This window comes from Rhodopila sp. (genome assembly GCF_965276935.1).
Lineage (GTDB): Bacteria > Pseudomonadota > Alphaproteobacteria > Acetobacterales > Acetobacteraceae > Rhodopila.
Genome location: NZ_CBDIBS010000004.1, coordinates 719,274 through 745,929 on the forward strand (window position 1 = coordinate 719,274; position 26,656 = coordinate 745,929).

Genomic DNA, 26,656 nt, shown 5'->3' on the forward strand with positions numbered 1-26,656 from the left:
ATGCAGACACGACCCCGTCTGGCATGCCATGAGATTGCGTTTCGCAGTTGTCAGGCGACCAGACAGGCGGGTGCCGGCAAAGCCAGATAGGCCAGCCGGTTTATCTCCCGCCGGCCATGAGCGACCGAATCAAGGATCAGGCCCGAGGCGAACAACAGGAACGACAGCAAAACCGAGCTAGCGGCCAGCACCGCCGTCGGCAGTCGCGGCACCAGTCCTGACTGCAGGAACTCCGAAGCCACCGGAAGGCCGAGCGCGAACACGAATAGCAGCGACGCGACGTCGGTAAACAACTGCAGTGGCCGTTCCTGCTTAATCAGGCCCATGATCGCCCGCAGAATCCTGACCACGTCCCTGACGGTATGCAGCTTCGATTGTGATCCCGCGGGACGGGAGCGGTACGTCGTTCATAGTTCAACGATCGGCATGGTAAGTTCGAGCGCATGGAGGGTGAACTCGGTTTTCCTTTCAAATCCCGTGGCAAGTGCCGGAAACGACTTCACGACGCGTCGGCTGAAAACACGGTATCCCAGATAGCATGTCCGACACGCGTGCGCCAAAGATCAGGCGGACCGCGCCTGTCAGCACCACATTACCGAACTGGTGGCCGGCCCTGTAGGCCTCCGATTCGCTTTTGCGTGCGCCCGTTACCATATCGAGGTTGTCCTTTGCCAATAGACCAACCATGTCGATGATGGCCCGAGCATCATGGGTATTGTCGCCGTCAACCAGCACGTAGAAAACCGCATCGACATCCGCGAACATCTGTCGGACCACGTGTCCCTTGCCCTGCAAGGTCTCGATTTGCACGATTGCGCCGGCGTTCTGCGCCACCGCCCGCGTGCGGTCGGTCGAATTGTTGTAATACACGTAGATTGATGCCTCCGGCAGCACCGCACCGAAGTCGGCCACGACCTGGGCGATGGTGACTTCTCCATTATAACATGGGATCAGGATGGCGATCCGCGCGGTCGCCCGAATCGACAGCATGGACCGACTCTCCAAGGCAGAAACTATGTTCATGAGCGCCTCCGGGCGGAACTTGTATACGACAACAGCAGTGCCGCCATGGGAAGCAGCCAGACCACGCGGGCCTCATAACGCGGCGCTGGCTCGGAAAATGCGCCCGCTAACGCCTCTATCACCACCGTGCCAAGGATCAGCGCGAGGAAGTCTAGTTGCTCACGCGTCAGAAGTCCGCCGCGCCAGGCGCGAACTCTATAACCAAGACCGGCCCATACGACGAGATAGACAGGCAAGCTCATGACGGTTTGCCACTGGCAAAGGCCGGTCCCTGAATCCGCCATCGTCAAGGTCATTTTGGATTGAGTATATTCGGCGGCCGACGGAATGGAGTATTCGTGAAGGGTAAACAAGCTAAGCTGCCGGAGCGTGTTCCGCACAATGGCCTTGGCCTGCATCCAGGGATGCTCCAAGGCTGCGGCTACATAGATATGCTTGTCTTCCGACCGGATTCGCGCCTGTTCTTCCGCTGACGCGGCCGAATAGACGCCGATTTCATCCCAAATAAAGATCTCGGTCGGCAGGTCCAGGCGATCGAGATGATGGGACATTGCCAAGCCGACTTGTGGGCATTGTTCCAGCAAGTATAGTCTTTCTGGGTTATCGGCGAGCGAGCGTGCCAGAAGGAACTGCGGCGCCTGTGGCGTCAACGTCCACTGCCCGAAGCCGACAACGCCGCCCGCGAGCATGGCGACGACGCCAACACCAAGCGCAGCGCCGATCCTTAGATACTGTCGCCACTCGAGCCAAAGCCATTTCCACCTGAGCAGAACCCCTACGACCAGCACGGTTCAGGTTCCGCCAGAACAGCATCAACAGGATGATGCAGAGTGCCAGAACCGGCGTGAACACATCGGGGCATGACCATCGAAACAGTCCATGACAGCATCGTGCAGTCGCAATCAACATGATGAAGAGCGTGCCGCGCCACCGCGGCTGCCTGGGACACAGCAGATCAAAGGTCAGACGCAGAACCAGCGCGACAAGCACCGCCTGTAGTGCGATCACCAGCCAGAGCGATACGGTATTAGTGGCCAGATAGGTGAACAGTAAGTAAAACGCCGACCGCACGCCTCGCGCCTTCTGCAACAATGTAGCCAGGGACGCGGCATTTATTCCACCGGTGTGCGGTTCAATCAGGCTACGCGCCTTCTCCAGCGGCTCGCATCCCGAGGTAGTAGGCGCGCGTGTCGGGAACATGATCGGCCCGTGATTGACCAGCGCGGGAAGGCAAAGCGCAAGCACCTCCGCCGCGAATAGCCCGACGCTGAGGCGTGCTGCGGGCCGGCTCATGATTCCGCTGCTTCGCCTTAACGCCAGTTGGATCATAACGGCCTCACTCACGATATCGACGGCCGCCCTCTAGACTTCACGTTTTTGTTCGTATCAAACTAGACTGACCTGAACCATTCATGATAGTAAGAGACGGTGTATTTTAAGCAGCAGCCACAGTTTATAAAGGCAGACAGACGCATATTGTAGTATTTGGCCTGATTAAAAAACCTTTATTTTCAGTAAATAAACACGTTACTTTATCAGAAATAGACTGATGCGGCGGTCGCCAGGAGATTGGCACGTGGCAATCCGCAAACGATCACGGCATTGGTTGGCGCTGCATTTTCGGCCACAGGGCCGGTTAAGCGAGCCAGAACAGACTAGCAACCGCAAGACAGCGGCAAGCTTCCCGTGTGAAACCGACAGCCTGCGTGGAGCGGTGTCGCCGACCGTCTCCGCCAATGTGCCGACAGCGGTTGCCGTCGCTAACGGCAAGCCTCGGCTTTCCGCCGGCAGCGCGCCACTGTAGCCTGTCGGCAACACTAACAGGAGGATGACGGATGACCGAGCGCAAACGCCTATCTGTCGCCTACGACGACGTCAGCATCGTCGTGATTCAGGACAAACCCAAGACGGCCGGCGCGGAGCCACTGGTATTGCTGCCATCATCGTCGCGGGACTCCGAGGATTTCGACGACATTGCCATGCTGTTCGTCAAGGCCGGCTTCCATGTCCTGCGCCCGCAGCCGCGCGGCATGTGCGGCAGCACCGGCCCGATGGATGGGCTGACCTTGCACGAGTACGCCCGCGACGTCGCCGTGGTGATCCGGCAACTAGGCGGCGGATCAGCCTTCGTGCTGGGACACGCCTTCGGCCAATGGATCGGCCGCTGCCTGGCGGCGGACCATCCCGACCTGGTGCGCGGCGTCATCCTGGCCGCCGCGGCCGCCAAGTCCGCCAATCCGGCGCTGCGGCAGGAACTGGCGACGTGCATCGATACCAGCCTACCCGATCCGGTCCGCCTGGCCGCGCTGCGTGTCGCGTTCTTCGCGCCGGGGCATGATCCATCCTGTTGGCTGGGAAACTGGCACCCGGTCGCGTCGAGAAGTCAACGTGCCGCCAGCGCCGCAACACCAACCGAAGAGTGGTGGAGCGCCGGCGCCGCGCCGGTGCTAGACATCCAGGCCGAACACGACCCCTGGCGGCCGCCGGAAAGCCGCCGCGGCATCAGCGACGACCTGGGCGCCGGACGGGTCAGCATCGTCGTCATCGCCGACGCCAGCCACGCGCTGATCCCCGAGCAGCCGGACGCGGTCGTCCGCGCCGTGCTGGACTGGACGCGCAGCATCGGGCACTGACAGCTTCGGGAGAAAAACCATGCCATACCCCAGCACCAAACCACCGTTCCGCGCCGACCATGTCGGCAGCCTGTTGCGCCCCAAGCCGCTGCAGGAAGCCCGTGCCGCCTGGAAAACCGGCAGCCTGCCGCACGACGCGCTGCGAGAGGTGGAGGACCGCTACATCATCGCGGCCATCGCCCGGCAGGAGGACATCGGCCTGCGTGCCGCCACCGACGGCGAATACCGCCGTGCCTATTGGCACTACGACTTTGTCGCCGGCCTGAATGGCGTCGAGCTGTACGAACCCGAGCAGAAGATCCAGTTCAAGGGCAACGTGCCGCCGCTGGGTCATGCGCTGCGCGTCAATGGGCGGATTGGATGGTCGAAACCGGTAATGCTCGATACATACCGCTTCCTCGCCAGCCATGTTCGCTCGGCCGTGCCAAAGCAAACGATCCCGTCGCCGTCCGTGGTACATTTCCGCGGCGGCCGGCAAGCGATCGATCGCACAACATATCCATCGCTGGACGGTTTCTTCGCCGATCTGGGGGAGGCCTATCATAAGGCCGTCGGCGCGTTCGGCGCCGCCGGCTGCCGCTATCTGCAGATCGACGAAGTCAACATCGCCTATCTGTGTGATCCCGAGCAGATCGCCGCCTTGAAAGCTCGCGGCGAGCATGTCGACAACCTGCTGGGCATCTACGCCGCCATGCTGAACCGCGCGATCGCCGGCAAGCCGGACGGCATGACCATCTCCATGCATCTCTGCCGCGGCAACTTCCGTTCCACCTGGGTCGCTTCAGGCGGTTACGAGCCTGTCGCCGAGGTGCTGTTCAACCAGATCGACGCGGACGCGTATTTCATGGAATACGACACTGACCGCGCTGGTGGCTTCGAACCCCTGCGCTTCGTCCCCCGCGGACCCAAAATCGTGGTGCTCGGCCTGATGACCAGCAAGACCGGCGTGCTGGAAAGCAAGGATGACCTGAAGCGGAGAATAGACGATGCGGCACGCTATCTGCCGCTGGAGCAGCTTGCACTGTCGCCGCAATGCGGGTTCGCGTCCACCGAGGAAGGCAATACGCTGACCGAGGACCAGCAATGGGCGAAGCTGGAACGCTGCGTGGCGGTCGCGCAGGAGGTCTGGGGGGAAGTATAAGTGTATCGTTCTTGAGCAACTCCGGCACCATCATGATGTCGAAGGGTCGGCTATGCACGCTTGAGCATTTGTGGATTGAGAACTGCCGCAAGTTAGGCACGAATATCCAATACTGTCATGGCGAATGCAGGGGTGCCATCCATCGCTATGTCAAGAAACCATTGCAGGGCGTGGATGGGGCACCGCGGCCGCCATGACGTACAGAGCGTGCCGCGCCTCTCCAAGCGGCTTTCGTGGTCCGTAAGCTCCTACGGTTGTCGTTCATTCAGATGCTTAGTCGGCTCATTCAGGCGCCCGGACCTGCACAACCAGTTGGCACGCCACGCACGAAGGCGGAAAATTTGTATCAGTTGGTTGCTACAAACGAGGTAGCGAGGCTTTCGCCGGTCGCTTAGTGTCATTGGCTAAATCGCAGACGACCCTTCGAATACCGGATGGGCGGATATGCAAAGATGGGAGGACCAGAGCCATGGAAGCTCCGCGGCGGCTGCATATTTTGGCGGCTGAACGAAACCTTCCGGCGCGGCGCCATTGATGTCGCCCGATCTGGAAATCGTCGATGTCCGGCAGGACGAGTCCTTCAAGGTCTGGTCGCATGGCTACCCTTACCGCACGGTCCGCTGGCACTTTCACCCCGAATATGAAATCCACCTGATTACCGAGACCCGTGGCCGGTCGTTCGTTGGCGACTACATTGGTAGCTTTGAGCCGGGCAACCTGGTGATGACCGGACCGAACCTGCCGCACAACTGGATCAGTGACATTCCGCCGGCAACGGTGGTCGAACGCCGCTGCCTCGTGTTGCAGTTCACTGCCGAATTAGCCGCCAGCCTGACAACCTTCCCCGAGTTGCGTTTCGTTCATGAACTGCTGACGGAAGCAGGCTGCGGCATCGAATTCGCGGCAGATACCGCAACGGCCGCCCAGCCGTTGCTGACCAGATTGCTGGTTGCCGCCGGCGCCGCACGGATCACGCTGTTCATCAGCCTGCTGGACGTTCTGCACCGCTGCAAGGGCCGCCGCCGTCTCGCCAGCCTCGGCTACCAGCCGACACCCGTGGCCTATATGTCAGAGCCGCTTAACCATGTCCTCGCGCACATCGCCCGAAATCTCGGCAGCGACCTGCGTGAGAGCGAACTGGCGCAACTCAGCGGCTACGGCCCAAGTGCATTCTCGCGCGCCTTCAAGCGCCATACCGGCATCGCGTTCGTGCAATATGTCAACCAGTTGCGGGTGAACCGTGCGTGCGAATTGCTGATGCACGACGACATGCGCATGACCGACATCTGCTTTCAGGTTGGCTTCAACAACCTGTCGAACTTCAATCGGCAGTTTCTTGCTCAGAAACATATGCCGCCGTCACTGTTCCGCATCAAGCATCGGGCAAATGGCTGCATTGCAGTGTCGCCTCCGTGACCGGCTGATCGTCCGCCGGCGCGCATCAACAAGGGAAACATTCATGATGAAGACCACTCAATCACTGGCACTCGCGGCGATCGCGGCAACCACGGTCACGATGTCCGCGCAGGCCGCCGCGCTGAAAATCGGCATGACGTTTCAGGAGCTGAATAATCCTTACTTTGTTACCATGCAACAGGCGCTGAAGGATGCCGCCGCGACGATCGGGGCGCAGTTGGTCATCACCGACGCGCGCCACGACGTGAGCAAACAGATTAGCGATGTCGAGGACATGCTGCAGCAGAAGATCGATATCCTGCTGGTGAACCCGACAGATTCCACCGGCATCGAGTCGGCCGTGGTCGAGGCGCACAAAGCGGGCGTCGTGGTGGTCGCGGTGGATGCCAACGCCGCCGGCCCAGTAAATTCCTTTGTCGGATCGAAGAATTTCGACGCCGGCCAGATCTCCTGTGAGTATCTCGGCAAGGCCATTGGCGGCAGCGGCGAGGTGGCGATCCTCGATGGCATCCCGGTCGTGCCGATCCTGGAGCGCGTCAAAGGCTGCAAGGCGGCGCTCGGGACGTTTCCCGATATCAAGATCGTGGACACGCAGAACGGCAAGCAGGAGCGTGACACTGCGCTGAGCGTGACCGAGAACATGATTCAGGCGCATCCAAACCTTAAAGCCGTGTTCAGTGTCAACGACGGCGGCTCGATGGGTGCGCTGGCGGCGATCGATGCGAGCAAGAAGGATATCAAGCTCACCTCGGTTGATGGCGCGCCGGAAGCGATCGAGGCGATGCAGAAGCCGGGATCGAAGTTCATCGAGACCACAGCCCAGTTCCCACGCGACCAAATCCGTCTGGCGCTTGGAATTGGCCTGGCGGCGAAGTGGGGCGCACAGGTGCCGAAGCAGATCCCGGTGGATGTAAAGATGATCGACACGGCCGGCGCGAAGACGTTCCACTGGTAGAGCGTGATCGCCTCGGAGCTAACCAGTCAGAAGGCGTGAAATACGCAATCGAACTAAGAGTTTAGACCATGATCGGATGTCGGTGTTGAAGCAAACTTATACGATCAGGGCAGGATGACCAGCATTCTCAAGCTGGAGCGGATCTCGAAGCGCTTCCCTGGGGTGAACGCGCTCTCAGGAATCGACCTCGAGATCCCGCGTGGTGAGATTCATGCCCTGCTTGGTGAGAACGGTGCCGGCAAATCCACGCTGATGAAGATCCTGTCCGGCATCTACAAACCGGACGAGGGTCGTATCCTGATTGACGGCCAGCCGCGCCAATTCACCGGCTACCGCGATGCGGTGGCGGCGGGTGTCGGCACCGTCTTCCAGGAATTCAGCCTGATCCCGTACCTTGATGCGGTGGACAACATCTTCCTTGGCCGGGAATCGCGCCGCCTGGGGCTGCTCGATCGCCGCCGCATGCGCCGCGAGGCGAGCGCCTTGTTCGACCGCCTTGGCGTCAGGATCGACCTGTCCGTCGAGGTGCGTGCGCTGAGCGTCGCGCAGCAGCAATTCATCGAAATCGCCAAAGCCCTCGCGCTTGAGGCGAAAATCCTGATCCTGGACGAGCCCACGGCGACACTAACGCCGGCCGAGGCCGACCACCTGTTCGCCATCATGCGCGAGCTGAAGCGGCAGAGCGTGGCGATGGTGTTCATCTCCCACCATCTCGAGGAAATCTTCGACATTTGCGACCGCGTCACCGTGCTGCGCGACGGTCATCGGGTGGCCGTTCGATCGGTTGCCGAGACTACCATGAGCGAGTTGGTCGAGATGATGGTGGGGCGGCGCATCGAGAACAACTTTCCCCCGAAGGCGGTCAGGCGCGCTGACGAGCGGATCGTGCTTGATGTCGAGGAACTGCAGATCGAACGTGATGGTCCAGTCAACGCGTTCCGGCTGCACGAGGGCGAAATCCTTGGCTTTGCCGGTCTCGTCGGCTCCGGCCGCACCGAGACGCTGCTTGCGGTCCTGGGTGCGGACCCGGTGCATCACAAGAAGATCCGCGTCGGCGGTGAATACGCGCGCCTGACTAATCCGGCCGACGCGCTTACACTTGGAATCGGCATTCTGCCGGAAAACCGCAAGACCGAGGGCCTGATCACCAGCTTCGCCATTCGCGACAACATCTCGATCAACAACCTTGCCGAGTACAGGACGCTGCGCCTGCTGATCAATGGCGCCGCCGAACACGCGGCAACACAGGAGATGATCAGCCGCGTCGGGATCAGGGCGCCCGGGATGGAGACGGTGGTGGATACCTTGTCGGGCGGCAACCAGCAGAAGGTCGTGCTGGCGCGCTGGCTTAACCACCATGCCAGGATCCTGTTCTTCGACGAACCGACACGGGGCATCGATGTCGGCGCCAAGGCGGAGATCTACGGGCTGATGCGCCAGCTGACCGCGCGCGGCTATGCCATCGTCATGGTGTCCTCCGAACTGCCAGAGATCATCGGCATGTGTGATCGGGTCGCGGTGTTTCGCGAAGGCAGAATCGTTCGCATGCTGGAAGCCGATGCGATCGCGCCGGCCGAGGTGATGCGCCACGCGACTGCGGGAGAAGCGCATGAGCTCGTCTGAAACCCGTCCGGTTCCGGCCGCGCTCAAGAGCTTGCGCTTCGCGGCGCTGCGCCGTTCGACCATCCTGTATCCTCTGGCCGGGCTTGTCGTCGTCTGTCTTGTCATGGTGTTCGCCAGCGACAGCTTTCTGTCCACCAGCAACATCACGAACATCCTGCGTCAGGTTTCGATCAACGCATTGATCGCGGTCGGCATGACCTTTGTGATTTTGACCGGCGGCATCGATTTGTCGGTGGGCGCGGTGATGGCGCTGGCCGGCACGCTAGCGGCCGGCCTGATGTCGCATGGCGGCAGCGCGGCGCTGGGTCTGCTCGCCTGCATCGGCGCGGGAGTCGGTTTTGGCGCGGCGAACGGCGCTTTCGTGGCGATTGCCCGGATGCCGCCGATCATCGTAACGCTGGCGACAATGGGCATCGCGCGGGGCCTGGCGCTGATCTACACCGGCGGCTACCCGGTCAGCGGATTGCCGGACTGGATCGGCTTCTTCGGCAGCGGCACCGTGCTGAGCGTGCAGATGCCGATCGTCATGATGGTCATGGTCTACCTGATCGGCTGGGTGCTGCTGGAACGCACGCCATTCGGCCGCTACGTCTTCGCCATCGGCGGGAACGAGACGGCGACACGGTTGTCCGGTGTCCGTGTCGTCCGTGCCAAGCTGATGGTCTACGTGATCAGCGGCCTGACCACCGCGATCGCAGCAATCGTGTTGACCGGCCGGCTGATGAGCGGACAGCCTAACGCCGGAAATGGATTTGAGCTTGATGCCATCGCCGCCGTCGTGCTGGGCGGCACTTCGATCGCCGGCGGCCGCGGTTCGCTGATCGGCACCCTGATCGGCGCCCTGCTCCTCGGCGTCTTGAACAATGGTCTGAACATGGTCGGCGTCGATCCCTATGTGCAGAACGTCATCAAGGGCGGGATCATTCTGCTGGCAATCTATATCGGCCGCGACCGCCGATCGGTTTGACCCGGGGCGGCCTGAACGGAGAAGCGCGCGCATGAACAGCAAGATGACGGCGATTGTCTGTCACGGACCGAAAGATTACCGTGTCGAGCGAATCGATCGCCCGATACCGGGTCCATGCGAGATGGTCATCCGCATCGGCGCCTGCGGCATCTGCGCCAGCGACTGCAAGTGCTGGAGCGGCGCCGGGATGTTCTGGAACGTCAAGGATCCATGGGTGAAAGCGCCGGTCGTGCCAGGCCACGAGTTCTTCGGCTACGTTGACGAACTTGGCGACCGCGCAGGCGAGCATTTCGGCATGAAGCCGGGGGAGCGCGTGATCGCGGAGCAGATCGTGCCATGCGACCGTTGCCGCTATTGCCGATCGGGAAAATACTGGATGTGCGAGGTGCACAACATCTTTGGCTTCCAGCGCCAAGTTGCCGAGGGCGGCATGTCGGAATTCATGCGGCTGCCGCCGACCGCCCGTGTCCACCGCATTCCGGACGGAATCGCGCTGGAGGATGCCGCCATCATCGAGCCGCTCGCCTGCGCCATCCACACCGTCAACCGTGGCGATGTGCAGCTTGACGACGTGCTGGTGATCGCCGGTGCCGGACCGATCGGCCTGATGATGGTGCAGGTCGCCAGGCTGAAGACACCGCGCAAGCTGGTGGTGATCGACATGGTGGCGGAACGGCGGGCGCTGGCGCTGAAGCTTGGCGCCGATGTCGTGATCGATCCCAAGGCCCAGGACGCGCTGGCGATCGTGCACGGCCTCACCGACGGCTACGGCTGCGATGTCTATATCGAGGCAACCGGCTCGCCCACCGGCGTGATCCAGGGATTAAGCCTCATTCGCCGACTTGGCCGCTTCGTCGAATTCTCTGTTTTTGGTTCCGAAACGAGCGTCGATTGGTCGATCATCGGCGACCGCAAGGAGCTTGATGTGCGCGGGGCGCATCTGGGTCCATACTGCTATCCGATCGCGATCGATCTGCTGGCGCGTGGCCTGGTGACCTCCAAGGGCATCGTGACGCACGGCTACGGTTTCGAACAATGGGACGAGGCCATCGGGATCGCGAACTCGCTCAGCTCGATCAAGGTGCTGATGAAGCCGGCGGATTGAAAACGGAGAGGCGTCGTGGCGCATGTGATTGGTGTCGATATCGGCACGCAGAGCACCAAGGCCCTGCTGTGCGACGCGGACGGACGGATCGTGGCGCAGCATGCCGTCGGCTATCAGCCGGACACGCCCCGGCCGCTATGGGCCGAGCAATGGCCGTCGGTGTGGGTGGAGGCGGTGGCGGCGTGCATAACCGCCGTGGTGGAAAAGGCTGCCGTGGCCGACGTCGCGGCGCTTTGCATCAGCAGCCTGTATGGCGGCTCCGGCATTCCCGTGGATGCGGGGATGAAGCCGCTGCATCCCTGCCTGATCTGGATGGATCGGCGGGCTGGCGCGCAGGTGGACTGGGTGCGGGCGAATATCGATTTGGAACGTCTGTTCGATATTACCGGCAACGGTGTCGACAGCTACTACGGCTTTACCAAGATGATGTGGCTGCGTGACAACCGGCCCGAGGTCTGGCGCAAGACGCGTCACCTGCTGCCGCCCAATGCCTATGTCGCCTGGGAACTGACCGGCGCGCTAGCGGTCGATCATTCCTCGGCCGGCAACATTGGCGGCGTCTATGACCTCGGGCGGCGCACGTGGTCGCAGGAAATGCTGAGCATACTTGGAATTCCGATGGCAATGATGCCCGAGCGGCTGGTGGAGAGCAGCGATCGCGTTGGCGGGCTTTGCGAAGTTTGGGCAGCGCGGTTTGGCCTGGCGGCCGGAATGCCGGTGATCGCCGGCGGTGTCGATGCCGCCGTCGCGACATTCGCGGCGGGGGCGACTCGCCGCGGCCAGCACGTCGCGATGATCGGCACCAGCATGTGTTGGGGGACACTTGATCAGACGGTCGATGCAAGGCATGGGTTGATTGCCTTCCCGCACGTCTTCAACGGCCTGCGGGATGTCTATGTCTTCGGCGGCGCGATCACGGCCGGCGCATCGGTAAGCTGGTTTCGCGACCAGTTCTGCAACATCGAGATCATGGCCGGACGCGATGCGGGGCGGCCGGCGGATGCGCTGCTTGACGATGCAGCGGGGGCCGTGCCGCCCGGCGCCGACGGGATCTTGTTCCTGCCCTATCTGATGGGCGAGCGCAGCCCGATCTGGGATGACCGCGCGAGCGGGGCGTTTGTCGGACTGAGCCTGTATCATACGCGCGCGCATCTTTATCGCGCGGTGCTGGAAGGCGTCGCCTTCGCCCTGCGCCACAACATCGCGTATGGCCGCAAGGGAGGCCACGTGCTCGATGATCGGTTGATCGTGGTCGGCGGCGCGGCGAAATCGGACCTGTGGATGCAAATCATCGCCGATGTCACCGGCTTTCCCGTGATGACGATTGAGCAGGATGTCGAGGCGCCCCTGGGCGCTGCCTTGCTGGCGGCGCTGGGGGTTGGATTAGTGACACCCCAGCAGGCCGAGGCCGGTTGGGTGCGTCTTGTCGAGCGCGCCGCGCCTCGTGCTGAGATACGCGCCGCCTATGACCGTCAATTTGATATCTATACGGACCTTTATCCAGCGTTGAAGGCGAAGATGCACCGGCTGCACCGTGATGGCTGATGCCGGTCACGGCGACTTGCAGGTCGGGAGGGTCCGAAGGCTCCGCCTATTGCATTGTGGAATAGCCATGTAGGGCAGCCGCCACGCGCCTATTCATCGATAGACGCCTCGTTTGCGGCAGCGGCACGCTCTCAATGTCATGGCGGGATTGGGCGACGGTGCTGGCCAATTGGTCTCAGTCAGACCAGCGGCGGCAGGCTGTAGAAGCTTTGCGCAGTGCGATGAAACAGCGCCGCTTTCTCATCAGCCGAACAGCCGGCCGCGATGCGCTTGAAGGCGTTCCACAACACCGGATAGCCGCACATGCCCTTGTCCACTGGAAAGTTGCTTTCGAACATGCAGCGCGATGGACTGAACAATTCGATCGCGGTTTCCACATAAGGGCGCCATGCTGCCGCCATCAGCTCGCTTGATGGCGGCAGATCCGCGTGATGGTAGCCGAAGCCGTTCACGTTCATTGCCAGGCCGCCCAGCTTGACGTGCAGGTTCTCGAACCGCGCCAGATCAGCCATGCTGGCACGCCAGCGGGCAAATACCTCGGTGCGTTTGCCTTCATACGGACCGACGCCCAGCGGGCCGCCGAGGTGGTTCAGCACGACTTTCTGCCCTGGCGACATACGCAGCAGGTCGGCGAGGTCGCTCAATTGCGGATGGTACAGCCATGCCTCGAAGGTTAACCCGAAGAAAGCCAGCCGCGCGAAGCCGTGGCGGAAACCAGGCTCTCGGTACAGGCCGGGTGAGGCGCCGGGTGGCGCGGTCGGTTCGATGGCGGCATCCCAGGTGCCGCTGTGGCGAATGCCCTTGAAGCGGCCGCCACCGGCTTCGATGTGAGCTTCCAGCACCGGGTCGATTCGTTCCGCCAACCGGCAGTCGGCATGACCAACGATGCCGGCACAGGCCCGCAACGGTCCATACCTGCCGGTTTCGCATTGCTTGGCAGCGGCGGCGACAAAGACTGTCTCCCCCACCGGGCGCAGGTCCACGAGGCCGCCCGTCCAGTACTCCGACCGGCACTGGATGAAGACAGTAGCCAGGATATTGTGGCCGGTGCGCAGGTCGGCCACCAAGTCTTCCAGCAAATAGCGGTCAGGCCGAGCCTTCCAGAGGTGATGGTGCGGATCGATGATCGGCAGGTCGGGCTCGAGAACCGGTTCCGACAGCTTCGCCAGCCAATCGGGCCGGACGGACGGATGATGAAACGGTTGTCTGTCCTGCATTTGACTCGCCATGGCATTTTTCCCGATCGGCCTTTCATTCAGCCATGCATAGGCGAGGCTGGCAAATCCCGATTGGCAAACGCTATTGGCAAATCCGCTGGTTCAGGCCGCGCATTCCTGGCTTTCCTCCACCGGCACATCCAGCACGGCGAGCAGCGAGGCCTGCACGGCGTCCACCGAGAATCGCCTGGCCGCGAACGCCAGTTGTGCCGAACTGCCTTCTGCCCACGCGGCATCGTCGAGCAGCAGGGTAACGACCGCGGCGGCGAACCGCATCGGGTCGTCCTGCACGGCCACCACCTGCCAGATCCCCGGCAGGCCCTGGGCGCCGACCGGCGTGGTGACCAGCGGCACGCCTTCTCGCAGCGCCTCGACCACCTTCAGCTTGACGCCAGCGCCGCAGCGCAGCGGCACGACAGCCACCCGCGCTCGGCCATAGGCCGCCGCCAATTCGCCATCGGAGACGTTGGCGAAGATCGAAACCGCCTCATTCGCCAGCGCACCGACACCGATCGTCGGGTTTGATCCGATGATCGAGAGATAGGCGCCCGGAACCTGTTGACGGATCAGCGGCATAACCTCGGCGGTGAACCAGATGGCGGCATCCTCGTTCGGCGGATGACCAAATCCAGCGACGAAGATGATCTCCAGCCCTGACGGCACGTCCCGCACGACCGGAAAACTTTCGAACCCGTACGGCACGACCGGCTGGAACCGGCAGTCCGGCTGCAGCGCGGAGGCGATATCGGCCTCCTCCTCGGACGGATAGAGTGACAGATCGACCTGCCGCCAGATGGCTCGCTCGCAAGTCTCCATCCGATCGGCCGAACGCAGAAGGCGTTCGTCCGCCATCATCTCGCCTTGCCGGTGCATGCGCCGGAAATGTAAGTCATGTCCGTAATAAACCAGGCGCGCCCTGCTGTGCTGCCGGATTGACGGGATGACGTCCTCGGCCACCTCCGGCCGGCTGAGCAGAATGCAATCCAGTTCACTGCCAAATTCCTTGATCCAGGCAGCGAATGGAACCTGTGAAGGGCCATGGAAGACCTCGATTCCCATGTCCTGCAAGACCTCTGTATAGCCCGGACTGTAACTCAGGTTGTGCGGCCAGAACTTCACCACCAGGCCGGCTCGCACCAGAACACGCAGGAAGCCCATCATGGTGCGTGATCCGGCGTCACGATCCGGCTGCGGGACGAAGTGATCGACCACCAGCACCACCTGTCGGTGCATTGCACGGTCGCGCGCACGGAACACGTTCTGACCATTGGGAAAATGCTGTGTCGCGAGCACGGTTCCCCAAGCCTCGACGAAGCGGCGGCGGTTCGCCACCTGATACGACTTGATACCGATCGCGACATCGCGCCCGTGCGAAATGCCCTCGAAATGCACGACTCGCGCGGCCGGCTGATATAGCGTCTTCAGCCCCATGCGCCGCAGGCGGAAGCACAGGTCGGAATCCTCGAAGTAGGCTGGAACATAGCGTTCATCGAAGCCGCCCATTCCAAGAAACACGGCGCGGTCTACCAGCAGCGCGGCAGCGGAGCAGTAGTCGACCTCGCGGACATAGTTATAGACTGGCAGGTCAGCGTCTTCATGCCGACCAAAATTCCAGCCGGACGCGTCGCGCCAGATTATACCGCCGGCTTCCTGCAAGCGCCCGTTGGGATACAACAACTTTGCGCCGACCGCCCCAACGTCCTGCCGCCTGGTCAGCAACGACAGCATAGGCTCGAGCCAGCCGGGCAGCACCTGCGTGTCGTTGTTAAGGAGGTAGAGATACCGCCCACGCGCGGCCTCCGCAGCCTTGTTACAGCTCCGCAGATATCCCAGGTTGCGGTCATTGCGGATCAGCCGGATGCCACGCACCCGGTCCAGGAAAGCCGCATCCGCACCGGTCCAGGCGTCGTCGACGACGATCACCTCGATCGGGACCTCCGGCGCGTTCTGCATGATCGATGACAGGCAGCGCAGCGTGAAGTCCGTTTGCCCAAAGGTTGGCACGATGACCGATACGAGGGGATCATCCGAGAGGGGAACAAAGAGCATGTTCGGATCGACGGTGGCGATCAGCGGTTCGGCTGGCGTCGTGGGCGCGATGCGGCGCAGGCGGCGCGCGCGGAGCCAGTAGCGGGCGTGGGTGTGAAGCTGCAAGGTGAAGGTCCACCACAGGATCAGCACACATCTGCGAAGCTGCGCCGCCAGCCAGGGTGAGTGCTCGCGCATCGATCCTGCGGCACGCAGCGAGCGCCACAAGATCGTGTCCACGAATGCGGCAAAATTGATGCGTGAAACGCGGAGCGACTGGCTCACCGAGGGACCTCCGGCTTGGAGTGTCCCTCCTAGGTAAGAATGTTTAAGAAAACGCTAACGCGCCTGGAATTCCGGCAGCCGGCGCTCCGTCATCGCCTTGGTACCTTCCTTGAAATCGGTTGTGTTGCGCAGCCAGTCCTGCTCCTCGTACTCGCGCTCGGTTGCCTGGGCGACGGCGTCGGCCAGACCGCGGCGCAGAGTCTCGCGGGTGGAGACGATGGCCAAGGGAGCGGATTGGGCGATCTCGGTCGCCAGTTTGGTAGCCTTCGAGCGCACCTGGTCCAGTGGCACGCAGTAGTCCGCCAGCCCGATCGCCAGTGCCTCTTCTCCAGTGATGCGACGGCCGGTGTACATCAGCAGCGCGGCCTGCTGCGGGCCGAGCAGGCGCGGCAGGGTGGCGGTCAGGCCGAAACCGGGATGAAAGCCGAGGCGGGTAAAGTTGGTGGAGAATCTTGCTTCCGGGCATGTGACGCGGAAATCGGCCATCACCGCCAAGCCAACACCGGCGCCCACGGCGGCGCCATGCACGGCTGCGACGATCGGCTTGCCGGTGCGCCACAACCGCTGTGCTTCCTTGTATAGGTGCCGGCCGCGCTTGCTGCCGCGCGCCACGCCATCGGGCCCACGGCTGCCGAAGTCGGCGCCGGCGCAGAAGTGCTTGCCTTCAGCGCACAGCACGATGGCGCGCACCTCCGACGTGCGGTCATAGACCTCGAGCGCGTCGGCGATCTCCGCCACCATGTCTGTGTCGACGAAGTTGTTGGGGCCGCGGCGGACCTCAATGGTGGCGACATTGCCGGCCACGTCGACGGCGATGTGTTCATAGCTACCATGCTGCATGAAGATTTCCTCCGTACGGACGAGTGTAGGGGGGTGAGGTGAAATAAGGAAGGCGGCTGCTTTGCCCCTCGACCCCACCAAGGGCTGACGCCGTTGGAATCCATTTCGGGTGCTGGGGCAGAGGGGGTATTCTATGGTTGCAATGCACGACTCGCCCCTCTCCCCCAGCACCCTGGACGGGGATCAAAAGGGCATCCGTCCCGTTACGGGTCCAAGCATGCGCCCGGGCTTGATCCGGGTGGCAGCGCCCTGGCTTTGCTTACTTCGTCTCACCCCCGACCCGCTTGCGGGCGCCGTTCTTGCGGAGCAGGAATTCACGGCCGATCTTCACCGTGGGTACGCTGTCGTACTCGACGATATCAGCGGTGGCGTAGGTTTCATGCCATTCATTCGGTATGAAGCTGCCTGTTCCGACCACGTCGATCGGCGCCTTGGCGTCCGCCATCACCCGGCACTTTTCGACGCCGAAGCCGGATGAGGCGACGATGCGGGCCTTGTCGCAGCCGGCTTCATCCAGCGCCTCCCGCGTCCGCCAGATCGCCGCCGCGGATACGCCGGTGCCGACCAGCGACCGTAATTCCGAGTCACTGCGGTAGCGCCGGATTGCACCCGGCGCGTAGCGTTCCAGCACGGCGTAGCTTTCCGCCGGTCCCAGCCCTTCGACAAAGCGTCCGCCATGCGTATCCAGCCGGAAGGACAGTCCGCCAGAGGCCAGCAGATCGGGAAAGCGGGCGCAGACCGCCAGCGCATCGGTAATCTCACGGCCGAAGTAGTCCACCAGCACCGTCATCGGCTCGTCTGGGAACGTCTCGCGAAACATCTCCGCCGCGCGTACCGTCGACCCGGCATAGCCGATCAAGGAGTGCGGCATGGTGCCGAAGCCGCGCTGGGCGCCAAACCAGTGCGCCGTGCCATCGCTCGCGCCGCCGATGAAACCATTGGCACCTTCCTGCTTCGCCGCCGCGCTGCCGACCGAGGCAGCGTAGGACATCATTTCCTGCATCTCAGCGCCGGCGCAGTGTCGCGCCTCCATCGCCAGGAACGCGACGTGCGGCAGCGAAAGCGCCATCTGATAGGCGTTGTGCGCCGCCACACAGGCCGGTCCGATCTTCTGCAGCAGGATGGTTTCAAGATCGGACAGATACGCCATGCCGCCGGTCAGGTAGACAATCGGTTCGCCGGCGCCGACCCAGTCGCCCTCCTGGTAGATCAGATCGACGTCGATCCGGGTCTGCCGCAGATCGGCCGCCGTGGTCAGCCAGTCCAGCATCAGTCGCGGCGCGCAGATCACTGGTCTTCGCAGGAACACGGCGTAGGTAACCGGCTTGTCGCCGAAATGCGTGACGATCTGCTTGGTGCGATTGAAATAGCTGTCGGTCCTGGCGGCGATATCGGCCGCCAGCTTTCGCTGTGCTTCATTCATGACATGGGCTGTTGCGATGCGAGCGCTGGTGACACCCCCGGCAGCCGGCGGGTTTTCAGCTCCTCGGCCACCAGGAAGGCCAGTTCCAGCGACTGTTCGGCGTTCAGCCGAGGATCGCAGAACGTCTCATACCGCGCGGTCAGGTCGGTTTCCGACAACCGGTGTGCGCCGCCGGTGCACTCGGTCACATCGTGGCCAGTCATCTCCACGTGCACGCCGCCGGCCCAGGTGCCCTCCGCCGTATGGATGTCGAAGAAGTCGCGCACCTCGTGCAGGATCGCATCGAAGTTGCGGGTCTTCAGGCTGACACCCACGCTGTTCCCCCCCGCATTAATAGTGTTGCCGTGCATCGGATCGCACAGCCACAGCACCTTGCGCCCGGCGTTTTCCACCGCCCGCACCAGAGGCGGCAGCTTGTCCCCAACCTTATCGGCGCCCATGCGGCTGATCAAGGTGATACGCCCCGCCTCATTGCGCGGATTGAGGATGTCCAGCACCCGCAGCAGTTCATCCGGATTCTGCGTCGGCCCCACCTTCATCCCCAGTGGATTTTGCAGTCCGCGCAGGAACTCCACATGCGCGCCCTCGGGCTGACGCGTACGATCGCCAATCCAGAGGAAATGCGCCGAACAGCCGTACCAGTCGCCGGTCGTCGAATCGACCCGGCACAGCGCCTGTTCATAGGGCAGCAACAGCGCCTCATGGCTGATGTAAAAGTCGGTCTCGCGCATGTCGCGGGTGGTCGCGCTGGTCATGCCGCAGGCCTTCATGAACGACAGCGTTTCGTCAATGCGCTGCGCCAGGACCTGATACCGCGCGGCCAGCGGCGAGCGTTCGGCGAAGTCCAGGTTCCAGCGATGCACCTCGTGCAGGTCGGCGTAGCCGCCGGAGGAAAACGCCCGCAATAGGTTCAGGGTACTGGCCGATTGAAAGTAGCCGAACTCCATCCGGGCCGGATCGGGAATGCGGGACGCCGGAGAAAACTCCGGCCCATTAACAATGTCGCCGCGATAGCTGGGCAGGGTCACGCCGCCCACCGTTTCGGTGTCCGAGGATCGCGGCTTGGCGAACTGCCCCGCCATGCGGCCCATCTTCACCACCGGCAAGGACGCGCCGAAGGTCAGCACCACCGCCATCTGCAGCAGCACCCGGAACGTGTCGCGAATAACGTTGGCGGTAAAATCCGAGAAGCTTTCGGCGCAGTCGCCGCCTTGCAACACGAAGGCCTTGCCTTCCGAGGCGAGCGCAAGCTGCGCCTTTAGGCGGCGCGCCTCGCCGGCGAACACCAGCGGCGGATAACGCTGCAGCCGACGTTCCATCTCCTCCAGCTTGGCCTGGTCGGGATAGGTCGGCACTTGGCGGATCGGGCAGTCGCGCCAGGAATCCGGATTCCATGGATGAACAGGTAACGAGCGGATGGGCGGTTGAGTCGGCATAAGCGGTCTCCTCGGACAGTCTTATGTCGCGATTTCGCGAGAATGGCTACTGCCGCCACCGCTTTGAGAGCCAAAGCGGTGGCTTGAGGCAGGCCTGTCCGATGCCCCGGCTGCAATGCGACGGCTCTTGTTTTGATGTGCATGAATATCGACGAGCCCGGCATCCGCGCCGCCGGCCGCTTGACCACCCGGCCATTCCCGTCAACAAGCATTCAAGTAGAAGCAGCCCGAAACGGGCAGCCCGGCCGGGAGGCAGCGGAATCAGGTGGACCTCGAGGCTCTGATCGAGAACGTGCTGAACGCGCTGGCCGCGGGCATCACCATCGGCTGCATCTACGGCCTGATGTGCATCGGCCTCGGGCTCATCTTCGGCATCATGCGCGTGGTCAACTTCGCCCAGGGCGAACTGCTGATGCTCGGCATGTTCGCCAGCCTGTACCTGGTGACTGGCGGCGGCGTGCTGGCCTTCCTCGGCCCCACCATCGGCCCATTTGTCGGCGCCCTTCTGGCTGGACCAATCGTCTTCGCCGGCGGCGTCCTGCTGCACAAGTTCCTGATCGCCCGCGTCTCCGGCCTGCGCACCAGCGGCTCGCTGGATGAGGGGCATTATGGCCAGTTGATCGTCACCCTCGGCATCTCCCTAATCCTGCAGAATGGTGGACTGATCCTGTTCGGCTCCACGCCAATGACCGTGCGCACGCCGCTGGCGTCCAGCGCGATCGAGATCGGGCCGATCTACGGCGACGCTACGGTGTTCCTGAACAAGGCGCGCCTGATCGCCTGCGCCATCGCGATCATTGTAGCGATCACGCTTTACCTAACCTTGGAATATACCCGCCTGGGCAAGGCGCTGCGCGCCGCGGCCGACAACCCGACGGCGGCCACCTACATGGGCATCGACGTCGAGCGCACCTATCGTATTGCCTTCGGCCTGGGCAGCGGCATCACCGCCATCGCCGGCGGCCTGATGGCGACCTATCTGTCTTTCGGGCCTTTTATTGGCCTGGACTACGTGATCATCATGTATTCTGGCGTTGTGCTGGGCGGCATGGGCAGCATCCTCGGCGCCTTCTGGGGTGGGCTGACCGTCGGCTTCGTGCAGCAGTGCTCCGCGCTGGTGTTGCCGCCGCAACTGCAGAACGCGGCGATCTTCGTCGTCTTCCTGCTGATCGTGTTGCTGCGCCCGCAAGGCCTGTTCGGCCGGTCGGCGGAGCGCGCCTGATGCGCCCGTGCGTCGCAGAGCGCGCATAAATGCGGTATGGCTCTGTCCCGCGCCTAAAGCGCGACCTGATCGCCCTTGGCATCGTCGCCGCCTTGTACCTGGCGCTGTCGAGCATTGTGACCAACAGCTACTATCAGTTGATCATGACCTTGGTGCCGATCTGGGCGGTGTTCGGCGTGTCGTGGAATATCCTGTCCGGTTACGGCGGACAGTTGTCGTTTGGCCATGCCGCGTTCTTCGGCATCGGCGCCTACGTTGTGACGCTGGCGCTGGTCTACTGGAACCTGACACCCTGGCTGGGCATTCCGCTCGGCATGGTCGTCGCCGGCATTGCCGCAGTGCTGATCGGCCTGCCCACCTTCCGGCTGCGCGGCCATTACTTCGCCCTGGCTATGCTCGCCTATCCGCTGGCGATACTTTACTTCATGCAATATCTCGGGTTCCAGGAAGTCTCGATGCCAATGCACCGGGACCATCCGGCGGCATTCCTGGAATTCACCAATCCAAGGCTCTATACGCTGGTCTCCGTCGGTCTGCTGGTCTGCGGCGTCCTGGTCTGCATGATCGTGGAGAATTCGCGCTTCGGGCTGGCGTTGCTGGCGGTCCGACAGAATGAACTGGCCGCCGAGGCGGCTGGCATCAACGCGCGTCTGTGGAAGATCCGGGCGCTGGTCGTCTCCGGCATGATCGCCGCCGCGGCGGGCGGTTTCTATGCCTGCGTGCTGCTGATCGTCACGCCGGACTCCGTTTTTGGCATGCTGGTATCCGCGCAGGCGGTGGTGGTGACCTTGTTCGGCGGCGTTGCCTCGATCTGGGGGCCGGTGATTGGTGCGGCGATCCTGGTGCCGCTGGCAGAATCGCTGAACGCTGAGCTGGGGAATATCCTGCCGGGTATCCAGGGCGTGGTGTATGGCGTGGCGATGATCGCCATCATGCTTGCCTCGCCGGACGGTCTGTTCTGGACCATTCGCGACCGGTTTTTCCGTCCACGGCCGGCGCCGTCGCTTCCGGCATTGGTGCCACTGCCTCGGCGGCCGGTTGCCGCGACCGCCGTTCCGCTGCTGACGGTCGTCAACCTGTCACGGTCATTCGGCGGCCTGCGCGCTGTCAGCCAGATCAGCTTCGAGGTCGCTGCCGGCGAGATCCTCGGCGTCATAGGTCCCAACGGCGCCGGCAAGACCACCCTGTTCAACCTGCTGAACGGCGTGCTGACCGCGGACGAAGGCACCGCCATGATCGCCGGCCACGACATGACCGGCCGCAAGGTGCATCAGATCGCCCGGCTGGGCGTTGGCCGCACCTTCCAGGTGGTGCGCAGCTTCCCCAGGCTGCCGCTGTTGGACAACGTCATCATTGGAGCCTACGGCGCCGGCCTGTCGGACGCCGATGCCATCGCCTCCGCCGTCCAGGCACTGCACCGCGTCGGCTTGGCCGCCCAGGCCGGGGTCGCCGCCGGGCAACTGACCAACAAGCAGCTTCGCCTGATGGAACTCGCCCGTGCCCTGGCCGGTAATCCACGGCTGCTGCTGCTGGACGAGACATTGGCGGGCCTTGGCCGCGACGAGTGCGATGACGTGCTGGCGGTGCTGGAACGGCTGCGCGAGGAGGGCACGACGGTAATCATCATCGAGCACACCATGCACGCCATGATGCGCATCGCTGACCGCTTCGTGGTGCTGGACCACGGCCGCGTGCTGACCAGCGGCTTGCCTCGTCAGGTGGTCGAGGACCGTAGTGTCATCGAGGCCTACCTCGGCAAGAAATGGGCGGCGAGACAGCATGCTTGAGGTCGCCGGCCTGTCTGTCGCCTACGGCGGCCTGCGCGCCCTGACGGACGTGTCGCTGGTGGTCAAGGAGGGCCAGTTCGTCACCGTCGTCGGACCGAACGGCGCCGGCAAATCAACCCTTTTCAAGACCATTTCAGGCATCGTCCCGCCAACTGGCGGGCAGATCAGCTTCATGGGCCAGAACCTGTCTCGCCTTTCCGCCGCACGCCGAGCGCACCTGGGCATTGCCCACGTACCCGAAGGCCGTCAGGTGTTCAAGACATTGACAGTACGGGAAAACCTGGAGATGGGCGCCTATCAGAAAGCCGGTCGCAAGGCCTGGCACCACACGCTGGACCGCATCCATGCCCTGTTTCCCATCCTGTCCGAGCGCGCCACGCAGTTCGCTGGCACCTTGTCGGGCGGCGAGCAGCAGATGGTGGCCATCGGCCGCGGCCTGGCCAGTGTGCCGCGCCTGCTGATGCTGGACGAGCCATCGATGGGCCTCGCCCCCACCGTCGCCGATACGATCTTCGAGCGCGTCTCGCAGATCCACCGGGAAGACGGCGTCACCATCCTGCTGGTCGAACAACGCGTCGCCGAGGCGCTGGAACTGTCCGATCACGGCTACGTCCTGGAAACCGGCCGCATGGTGCTGGACGGCAACTACGAGACGCTGCTGCGCGACGATCGCGTGCGGCGGTCGTATCTTGGGGTCGCTGATGGTTGAGCAAGGCGGGGACTCCGCCCCTCGACCCCGCCAAGGGCTGACACCCTTGGAACCCATTAAGGGGTTGGGAGGAGAGGGGGCCGCTCATTCGTTGCAACTGCCTCGGTCGCCCCCTCTCCTCCCAACCCCTGGACGGGGATCAAAGGGGCATCCGCCCCCTTTGCGGGTCCAGGGCAGCGCCCTGGCCTTCCTCAACTGTCGGAGAACCCCCATGAAACTGACCCGTCGCGCTGTGCTTGGCGCCACTGCGCTGCCTGTGATCCAGGCCCGTGCGCAGGCGTCGGCGGAGGTCAAGATCGCCATGCTGGTGCCGTTGTCCGGGCCTTGGGCCAGACAAGGGATCCTGGAGCAGATGGGTGCGCGGATGGCGGTGGACGACGTCAACAATGCCGGCGGCATCAAGTCGATGGGCGGTGCCCGTCTGAAGCTGATTGAGTACGATACCCAGGACAGTGCCGAAAAGGCCAAGGACGCGGCGCAACGTATGATCGCGCAGGAGCCTGACCTGGTCGGTGGCTTCGGTTGCTGGCTGTCCACCTTCACCTTGGCGGCGACCGAGGTAACCGAGCGGGCTGAACTACCTTGGTTGACGCTGTCATACTCCGACCTGATCACCGGGCGGGGGTTTCAGCACGTCTTTCAATCCTCGCCCACCGCCGCTCAGCAGGCGGAGGAGGAACTGCCGATGGTGGCGGAGCTGGCGCAGAAAGCCATTGGCAAGAAGCCGACGAAGATCGCCATCATCGGCGACAACACTGCGGCCTCGGTCAGCTTCATGAAGCCGATCCACGATCATGTCGTCAAGGACCTGGGCATGACGATCGTCGCCGACGAAGTCTTTACGCCGCCGTTAACGGACGCCACGACAATGATCCAGCACATCCGCTCTGGGCGGCCGGACCTCGTCCTGCTGCAAACCACCAATGTGCCCGACGACAAACTGCTGGCGGACAAGTTCGCCGAGTTCAACCTGCGCAGCGACCGGTTGCCGAAGATCGGCAACGGCGGCGCCTTCGCGGTGCCGGAGCTGCTGAACGTTGTCGGTGCCGAGAATCTTGAAGGTATTATGGTCGGACTGGCGAACTGGCCCGGCAAGCGGCAGGTGGACCTGGAAAAACGTTTCATGGCGAGGACAAAGGAGCCATGGCTCGGGCATGACTCGATCTTCGCCTATGTCCACGTGTTGATCCTGAAGGAGGCGCTGGAGCGCTGCGGCGTTGCCGATCGGCGGAAGGTCAACGCCGCGCTACATGCCTTGGACATGACAGACGGTCCCGCCCTTTTCTTTCCTGACGGCCATCTGAAATACGATGAGAAGGGCCGCCGCGTCGGCGCGAAGTTATGCGTTGTGCAATGGCGCGGCGGCCGGCCCGTACCGGTCTATCCGCTGTCGATCGCCACGCACGAGGTGATTTGGCCGAAGACATGAGGGCGGTTGCGGCCATCCTGCCGCGTTCAATGGTGCGGACAAAGCGGCTGCTGGTTCAGTCCGAAGAGCCGCCCTTGAAGCCCAGCGCCACGACATAAAGCTCACTGGATTCCTTGCGACTGGCCGGCGGCTTGGCATGGCGGACGTTGGTAAAATTCCGCTTCAGCGTATCGAGCATGCCACGCTCCGAGCCGCCTTGAAACACTTTCGCGACAAAGCCGCCGCCCGGCGCCAGAATTCGTTCGGCGAAATCCAGCGCCATCTCGGCCAGCCCAACGATCCGGATATGGTCTGTCGCGGCATGGCCCGTGGTGTTTGGCGCCATGTCCGACAACACCAAGTCCGCCGGCCCGCCCAGCGCCACTGTCAGGCGTCGCGGCATGTCGGGATCTGTGAAATCGCCCTGCATGATCACCGCGCCGTGGATTGGATCGATCGGCAGCAAGTCCAGGGCCAGCACCGAGCCGGCGTCCCGCCTCACTGTTACCTGGGTCCAACCGCCTGGCGCCGCGCCCAGGTCCAGCACGCGGGCGCCAGGCCGGATCAGCTTGAACCTGTTATCCAGTTCCAGCAGCTTGAACGCCGCACGCGATCGCCAACCCTGCTGCCGGGCGGCGGCCACATAAGGATCATTAAGCTGGCGTGCCAGCCAGCGCTGCGAGGCGGCGGTGCGGCTTTTCGCCGTCTTCACCGCAACGGACAGCCCGCGCGACGGCGGCACGACGGGGCGGGTCATAGCCGGCAAGGATCCCACCGCCGCCCATCATGACGTGCCTGACGCAGCTTGTCGGCCCGCATCAGGCGCAGCAGTACACCCTCACGCAGGCCCCGATCGGCGACGATCACGTGCGGCGCCGGCCATAGCCGGGTGATCGCGGCAAACACGGCACAGCCCGGCAGCACGAACTCGACCCGCTCCGGGCCAACACACGGGTGCCGCATTAGTCCAGTTCGCCCCAGCGCATGCAGCGACGCCACCGCATCAGAGGCTTCCCGGCTGGTAAGTTCAACGCCATCCACTGCTAGGCGGCGGTACCGCTCCAGGTTCAGCACCACGCTGGCCAGGGTGGTTACGGTCCCGCTAGTACCCAGCAGGCGGACCCCGCCGTTGCGAATTTCCCGGCCTATGCAATGCACCCGCTCGAACGGGCGGAGACGGTCGACGATGTCGTCCACCATCGCCTCGAACCCGGCCGGGGAGAAGCCAGCGTCACCCCAACGTTCCGACAGCGTCACCACGCCCATGGGCAGCGAGTCGAAACCGATCAGCTCGGGTCGGCCGTTCGTCATCCGCACCCAGGCCAGCTCGGTCGAGCCCCCGCCGATGTCGAACAGCAAGGCACGCCGCCCATCGCAAGGCAACAGCGATGCGCAGGACTCCAGGGCCAGTTCGGCTTCCTCCCGGCCGGTGATGATGCCGAAGTCGAAGCCGGTTTCCCGCTTCACGCGATCCAGAAACTCCAGGCCATTGGTCGCGCGCCGGCAGGCCTCGGTGGCGATGGCGCGCACCTGGCGGACGGGCCGTCGAAGCAGACGGACAGCGCAGTCGTCGAGGGCAGCGATCGCGCGGTCCATCGCCGCGACACTCAGGCGACCGGTGCCATGCAGCCCCTCTCCCAGGCGGACGATGCGGGAGAAGCTGTCCAGCACCCGGAACCCGTCGCCAAGCGGCGCAGCAACCAGCATGCGGCAGTTGTTGGTGCCGAGATCGAGGGCGGCGAAGGTCGGTCCAAAAGCCCGGCGCGGTGGCTCCGGCCGCGCCGAATCTAACAGCGCGGCGGCGTCAAGCACTGCGGGGGCATGCACCGGCAACATATTCAGATTGTTAACCGAGCGGGACCAAGGGGCAAGGGCTGAATGCAAAGGTATTGA

General features: G+C 63.3%; 23 protein-coding genes. 13 read left to right on the forward strand and 10 right to left on the reverse strand.

The window, feature by feature from the left end:
- Window positions 1-50: 50 nt before the first annotated feature.
- The 3 genes from ACQY4S_RS19645 to ACQY4S_RS19655 all read right to left on the reverse strand — a co-directional run bounded on the left by ACQY4S_RS19645 (window position 51) and on the right by ACQY4S_RS19655 (window position 1,811).
- Complete coding sequence (locus tag ACQY4S_RS19645; protein ID WP_428486899.1) at window positions 51-326, reverse strand: hypothetical protein; 276 nt, start codon at window positions 324-326, stop codon at window positions 51-53.
- Between the two features lie 142 nt (window positions 327-468).
- Window positions 469-990 carry a glycosyltransferase family 2 protein gene (locus ACQY4S_RS19650; protein WP_428486900.1) on the reverse strand — a complete coding sequence of 174 codons (522 nt, stop codon included), beginning with the start codon at window positions 988-990 and terminating at the stop codon, window positions 469-471.
- A gap of 29 nt (window positions 991-1,019) precedes the next feature.
- Window positions 1,020-1,811 (reverse strand): hypothetical protein, encoded by a 792-nt coding sequence (locus ACQY4S_RS19655; protein WP_428486901.1) that lies wholly within the window; start codon window positions 1,809-1,811, stop codon window positions 1,020-1,022.
- Between the two features lie 788 nt (window positions 1,812-2,599).
- Between ACQY4S_RS19655 and ACQY4S_RS19660 the strand changes: the two genes are divergently transcribed.
- The 9 genes from ACQY4S_RS19660 (at window position 2,600) to ACQY4S_RS19700 (ending at window position 12,408) form a co-directional block, all read left to right on the forward strand.
- Window positions 2,600-2,827: a hypothetical protein gene (locus ACQY4S_RS19660; protein ID WP_428486902.1), complete on the forward strand. Its 228-nt coding sequence runs from the start codon at window positions 2,600-2,602 to the stop codon at window positions 2,825-2,827.
- A 31-nt stretch (window positions 2,828-2,858) separates the two neighbouring features.
- Window positions 2,859-3,656 (forward strand): alpha/beta fold hydrolase, encoded by a 798-nt coding sequence (locus ACQY4S_RS19665; RefSeq protein ID WP_428486903.1) that lies wholly within the window; start codon window positions 2,859-2,861, stop codon window positions 3,654-3,656.
- A 19-nt stretch (window positions 3,657-3,675) separates the two neighbouring features.
- Entirely contained in the window at window positions 3,676-4,797 is a 1,122-nt protein-coding gene (locus ACQY4S_RS19670; RefSeq protein ID WP_428486904.1) for a 5-methyltetrahydropteroyltriglutamate--homocysteine S-methyltransferase, read from the forward strand.
- A 534-nt stretch (window positions 4,798-5,331) separates the two neighbouring features.
- Window positions 5,332-6,213 carry an AraC family transcriptional regulator gene (locus ACQY4S_RS19675; protein WP_428486905.1) on the forward strand — a complete coding sequence of 294 codons (882 nt, stop codon included), beginning with the start codon at window positions 5,332-5,334 and terminating at the stop codon, window positions 6,211-6,213.
- A gap of 43 nt (window positions 6,214-6,256) precedes the next feature.
- Entirely contained in the window at window positions 6,257-7,168 is a 912-nt protein-coding gene (locus ACQY4S_RS19680) for a substrate-binding domain-containing protein (RefSeq protein ID WP_428486906.1), read from the forward strand.
- A gap of 114 nt (window positions 7,169-7,282) precedes the next feature.
- Window positions 7,283-8,791 carry a sugar ABC transporter ATP-binding protein gene (locus ACQY4S_RS19685; protein WP_428486907.1) on the forward strand — a complete coding sequence of 503 codons (1,509 nt, stop codon included), beginning with the start codon at window positions 7,283-7,285 and terminating at the stop codon, window positions 8,789-8,791.
- A complete protein-coding gene (locus ACQY4S_RS19690; RefSeq protein WP_428486908.1) occupies window positions 8,778-9,758 on the forward strand; it encodes an ABC transporter permease in 981 nt (326 codons plus the stop codon). The genes ACQY4S_RS19685 and ACQY4S_RS19690 overlap by 14 nt, the downstream gene beginning before the upstream one ends.
- 31 nt (window positions 9,759-9,789) lie before the next feature.
- Window positions 9,790-10,863: a zinc-binding dehydrogenase gene (locus ACQY4S_RS19695; RefSeq protein ID WP_428486909.1), complete on the forward strand. Its 1,074-nt coding sequence runs from the start codon at window positions 9,790-9,792 to the stop codon at window positions 10,861-10,863.
- A gap of 15 nt (window positions 10,864-10,878) precedes the next feature.
- Window positions 10,879-12,408, forward strand: coding sequence for an FGGY-family carbohydrate kinase (locus ACQY4S_RS19700; protein ID WP_428486910.1), 1,530 nt, complete (start codon window positions 10,879-10,881; stop codon window positions 12,406-12,408).
- A 179-nt stretch (window positions 12,409-12,587) separates the two neighbouring features.
- Here the strand turns inward: ACQY4S_RS19700 and ACQY4S_RS19705 are convergent, their stop codons facing one another.
- The 5 genes from ACQY4S_RS19705 to ACQY4S_RS19725 all read right to left on the reverse strand — a co-directional run bounded on the left by ACQY4S_RS19705 (window position 12,588) and on the right by ACQY4S_RS19725 (window position 19,637).
- Window positions 12,588-13,625 carry an amidohydrolase family protein gene (locus ACQY4S_RS19705; protein WP_428486911.1) on the reverse strand — a complete coding sequence of 346 codons (1,038 nt, stop codon included), beginning with the start codon at window positions 13,623-13,625 and terminating at the stop codon, window positions 12,588-12,590.
- A gap of 102 nt (window positions 13,626-13,727) precedes the next feature.
- Window positions 13,728-15,938, reverse strand: a complete 2,211-nt coding sequence (locus ACQY4S_RS19710; protein ID WP_428486912.1) for a glycosyltransferase — start codon at window positions 15,936-15,938, stop codon at window positions 13,728-13,730.
- A gap of 54 nt (window positions 15,939-15,992) precedes the next feature.
- Window positions 15,993-16,778, reverse strand: coding sequence for an enoyl-CoA hydratase/isomerase family protein (locus ACQY4S_RS19715; RefSeq protein WP_428486913.1), 786 nt, complete (start codon window positions 16,776-16,778; stop codon window positions 15,993-15,995).
- Window positions 16,779-17,037: 259 nt separating this feature from the next.
- Window positions 17,038-18,201, reverse strand: a complete 1,164-nt coding sequence (locus tag ACQY4S_RS19720) for a nicotinate phosphoribosyltransferase (RefSeq protein ID WP_428486914.1) — start codon at window positions 18,199-18,201, stop codon at window positions 17,038-17,040.
- Complete coding sequence (locus ACQY4S_RS19725; protein WP_428486915.1) at window positions 18,198-19,637, reverse strand: class II 3-deoxy-7-phosphoheptulonate synthase; 1,440 nt, start codon at window positions 19,635-19,637, stop codon at window positions 18,198-18,200. Before ACQY4S_RS19725 ends, ACQY4S_RS19720 begins: the two co-directional genes overlap by 4 nt.
- A 265-nt stretch (window positions 19,638-19,902) precedes the next feature.
- On the opposite strand from ACQY4S_RS19725, the gene ACQY4S_RS19730 reads away from it, so the two are divergent.
- The 4 genes from ACQY4S_RS19730 (at window position 19,903) to ACQY4S_RS19745 (ending at window position 24,784) form a co-directional block, all read left to right on the forward strand.
- Complete coding sequence (locus tag ACQY4S_RS19730) at window positions 19,903-20,859, forward strand: branched-chain amino acid ABC transporter permease (protein WP_428486916.1); 957 nt, start codon at window positions 19,903-19,905, stop codon at window positions 20,857-20,859.
- A 29-nt stretch (window positions 20,860-20,888) separates the two neighbouring features.
- Window positions 20,889-22,646 (forward strand): ABC transporter permease subunit, encoded by a 1,758-nt coding sequence (locus ACQY4S_RS19735; protein ID WP_428486917.1) that lies wholly within the window; start codon window positions 20,889-20,891, stop codon window positions 22,644-22,646.
- Window positions 22,639-23,355 (forward strand): ABC transporter ATP-binding protein, encoded by a 717-nt coding sequence (locus ACQY4S_RS19740; protein WP_428486918.1) that lies wholly within the window; start codon window positions 22,639-22,641, stop codon window positions 23,353-23,355. Before ACQY4S_RS19735 ends, ACQY4S_RS19740 begins: the two co-directional genes overlap by 8 nt.
- Window positions 23,356-23,566: 211 nt before the next feature.
- Window positions 23,567-24,784: an ABC transporter substrate-binding protein gene (locus ACQY4S_RS19745; protein ID WP_428486919.1), complete on the forward strand. Its 1,218-nt coding sequence runs from the start codon at window positions 23,567-23,569 to the stop codon at window positions 24,782-24,784.
- Between the two features lie 55 nt (window positions 24,785-24,839).
- Here the strand turns inward: ACQY4S_RS19745 and ACQY4S_RS19750 are convergent, their stop codons facing one another.
- Entirely contained in the window at window positions 24,840-25,520 is a 681-nt protein-coding gene (locus ACQY4S_RS19750; RefSeq protein WP_428486920.1) for an RlmE family RNA methyltransferase, read from the reverse strand.
- On the reverse strand, window positions 25,517-26,590 hold the full coding sequence (locus tag ACQY4S_RS19755) for a Ppx/GppA phosphatase family protein (protein ID WP_428486921.1): 1,074 nt from the start codon (window positions 26,588-26,590) through the stop codon (window positions 25,517-25,519). Before ACQY4S_RS19755 ends, ACQY4S_RS19750 begins: the two co-directional genes overlap by 4 nt.
- Between the last annotated feature and the right edge of the window lie 66 nt (window positions 26,591-26,656).

Excerpts from the sequence above, each read along its gene's own strand:
- ACQY4S_RS19645 (WP_428486899.1), bottom strand. The coding sequence starts at position 326 with ATGGGCCTGATTAAGCAGGAACGGCCACTGCAGTTGTTTACCGACGTC.
- ACQY4S_RS19650 (WP_428486900.1), bottom strand. The coding sequence starts at position 990 with ATGCTGTCGATTCGGGCGACCGCGCGGATCGCCATCCTGATCCCATGT.
- ACQY4S_RS19665 (WP_428486903.1), top strand. The coding sequence starts at position 2,859 with ATGACCGAGCGCAAACGCCTATCTGTCGCCTACGACGACGTCAGCATC.
- ACQY4S_RS19670 (WP_428486904.1), top strand. The coding sequence starts at position 3,676 with ATGCCATACCCCAGCACCAAACCACCGTTCCGCGCCGACCATGTCGGC.
- ACQY4S_RS19675 (WP_428486905.1), top strand. The coding sequence starts at position 5,332 with ATGTCGCCCGATCTGGAAATCGTCGATGTCCGGCAGGACGAGTCCTTC.
- ACQY4S_RS19680 (WP_428486906.1), top strand. The coding sequence starts at position 6,257 with ATGATGAAGACCACTCAATCACTGGCACTCGCGGCGATCGCGGCAACC.
- ACQY4S_RS19685 (WP_428486907.1), top strand. The coding sequence starts at position 7,283 with ATGACCAGCATTCTCAAGCTGGAGCGGATCTCGAAGCGCTTCCCTGGG.
- ACQY4S_RS19690 (WP_428486908.1), top strand. The coding sequence starts at position 8,778 with ATGAGCTCGTCTGAAACCCGTCCGGTTCCGGCCGCGCTCAAGAGCTTG.
- ACQY4S_RS19695 (WP_428486909.1), top strand. The coding sequence starts at position 9,790 with ATGAACAGCAAGATGACGGCGATTGTCTGTCACGGACCGAAAGATTAC.
- ACQY4S_RS19705 (WP_428486911.1), bottom strand. The coding sequence starts at position 13,625 with ATGCAGGACAGACAACCGTTTCATCATCCGTCCGTCCGGCCCGATTGG.
- ACQY4S_RS19715 (WP_428486913.1), bottom strand. The coding sequence starts at position 16,778 with ATGCAGCATGGTAGCTATGAACACATCGCCGTCGACGTGGCCGGCAAT.
- ACQY4S_RS19720 (WP_428486914.1), bottom strand. The coding sequence starts at position 18,201 with ATGAATGAAGCACAGCGAAAGCTGGCGGCCGATATCGCCGCCAGGACC.
- ACQY4S_RS19725 (WP_428486915.1), bottom strand. The coding sequence starts at position 19,637 with ATGCCGACTCAACCGCCCATCCGCTCGTTACCTGTTCATCCATGGAAT.
- ACQY4S_RS19735 (WP_428486917.1), top strand. The coding sequence starts at position 20,889 with ATGCGGTATGGCTCTGTCCCGCGCCTAAAGCGCGACCTGATCGCCCTT.
- ACQY4S_RS19740 (WP_428486918.1), top strand. The coding sequence starts at position 22,639 with ATGCTTGAGGTCGCCGGCCTGTCTGTCGCCTACGGCGGCCTGCGCGCC.
- ACQY4S_RS19745 (WP_428486919.1), top strand. The coding sequence starts at position 23,567 with ATGAAACTGACCCGTCGCGCTGTGCTTGGCGCCACTGCGCTGCCTGTG.
- ACQY4S_RS19750 (WP_428486920.1), bottom strand. The coding sequence starts at position 25,520 with ATGACCCGCCCCGTCGTGCCGCCGTCGCGCGGGCTGTCCGTTGCGGTG.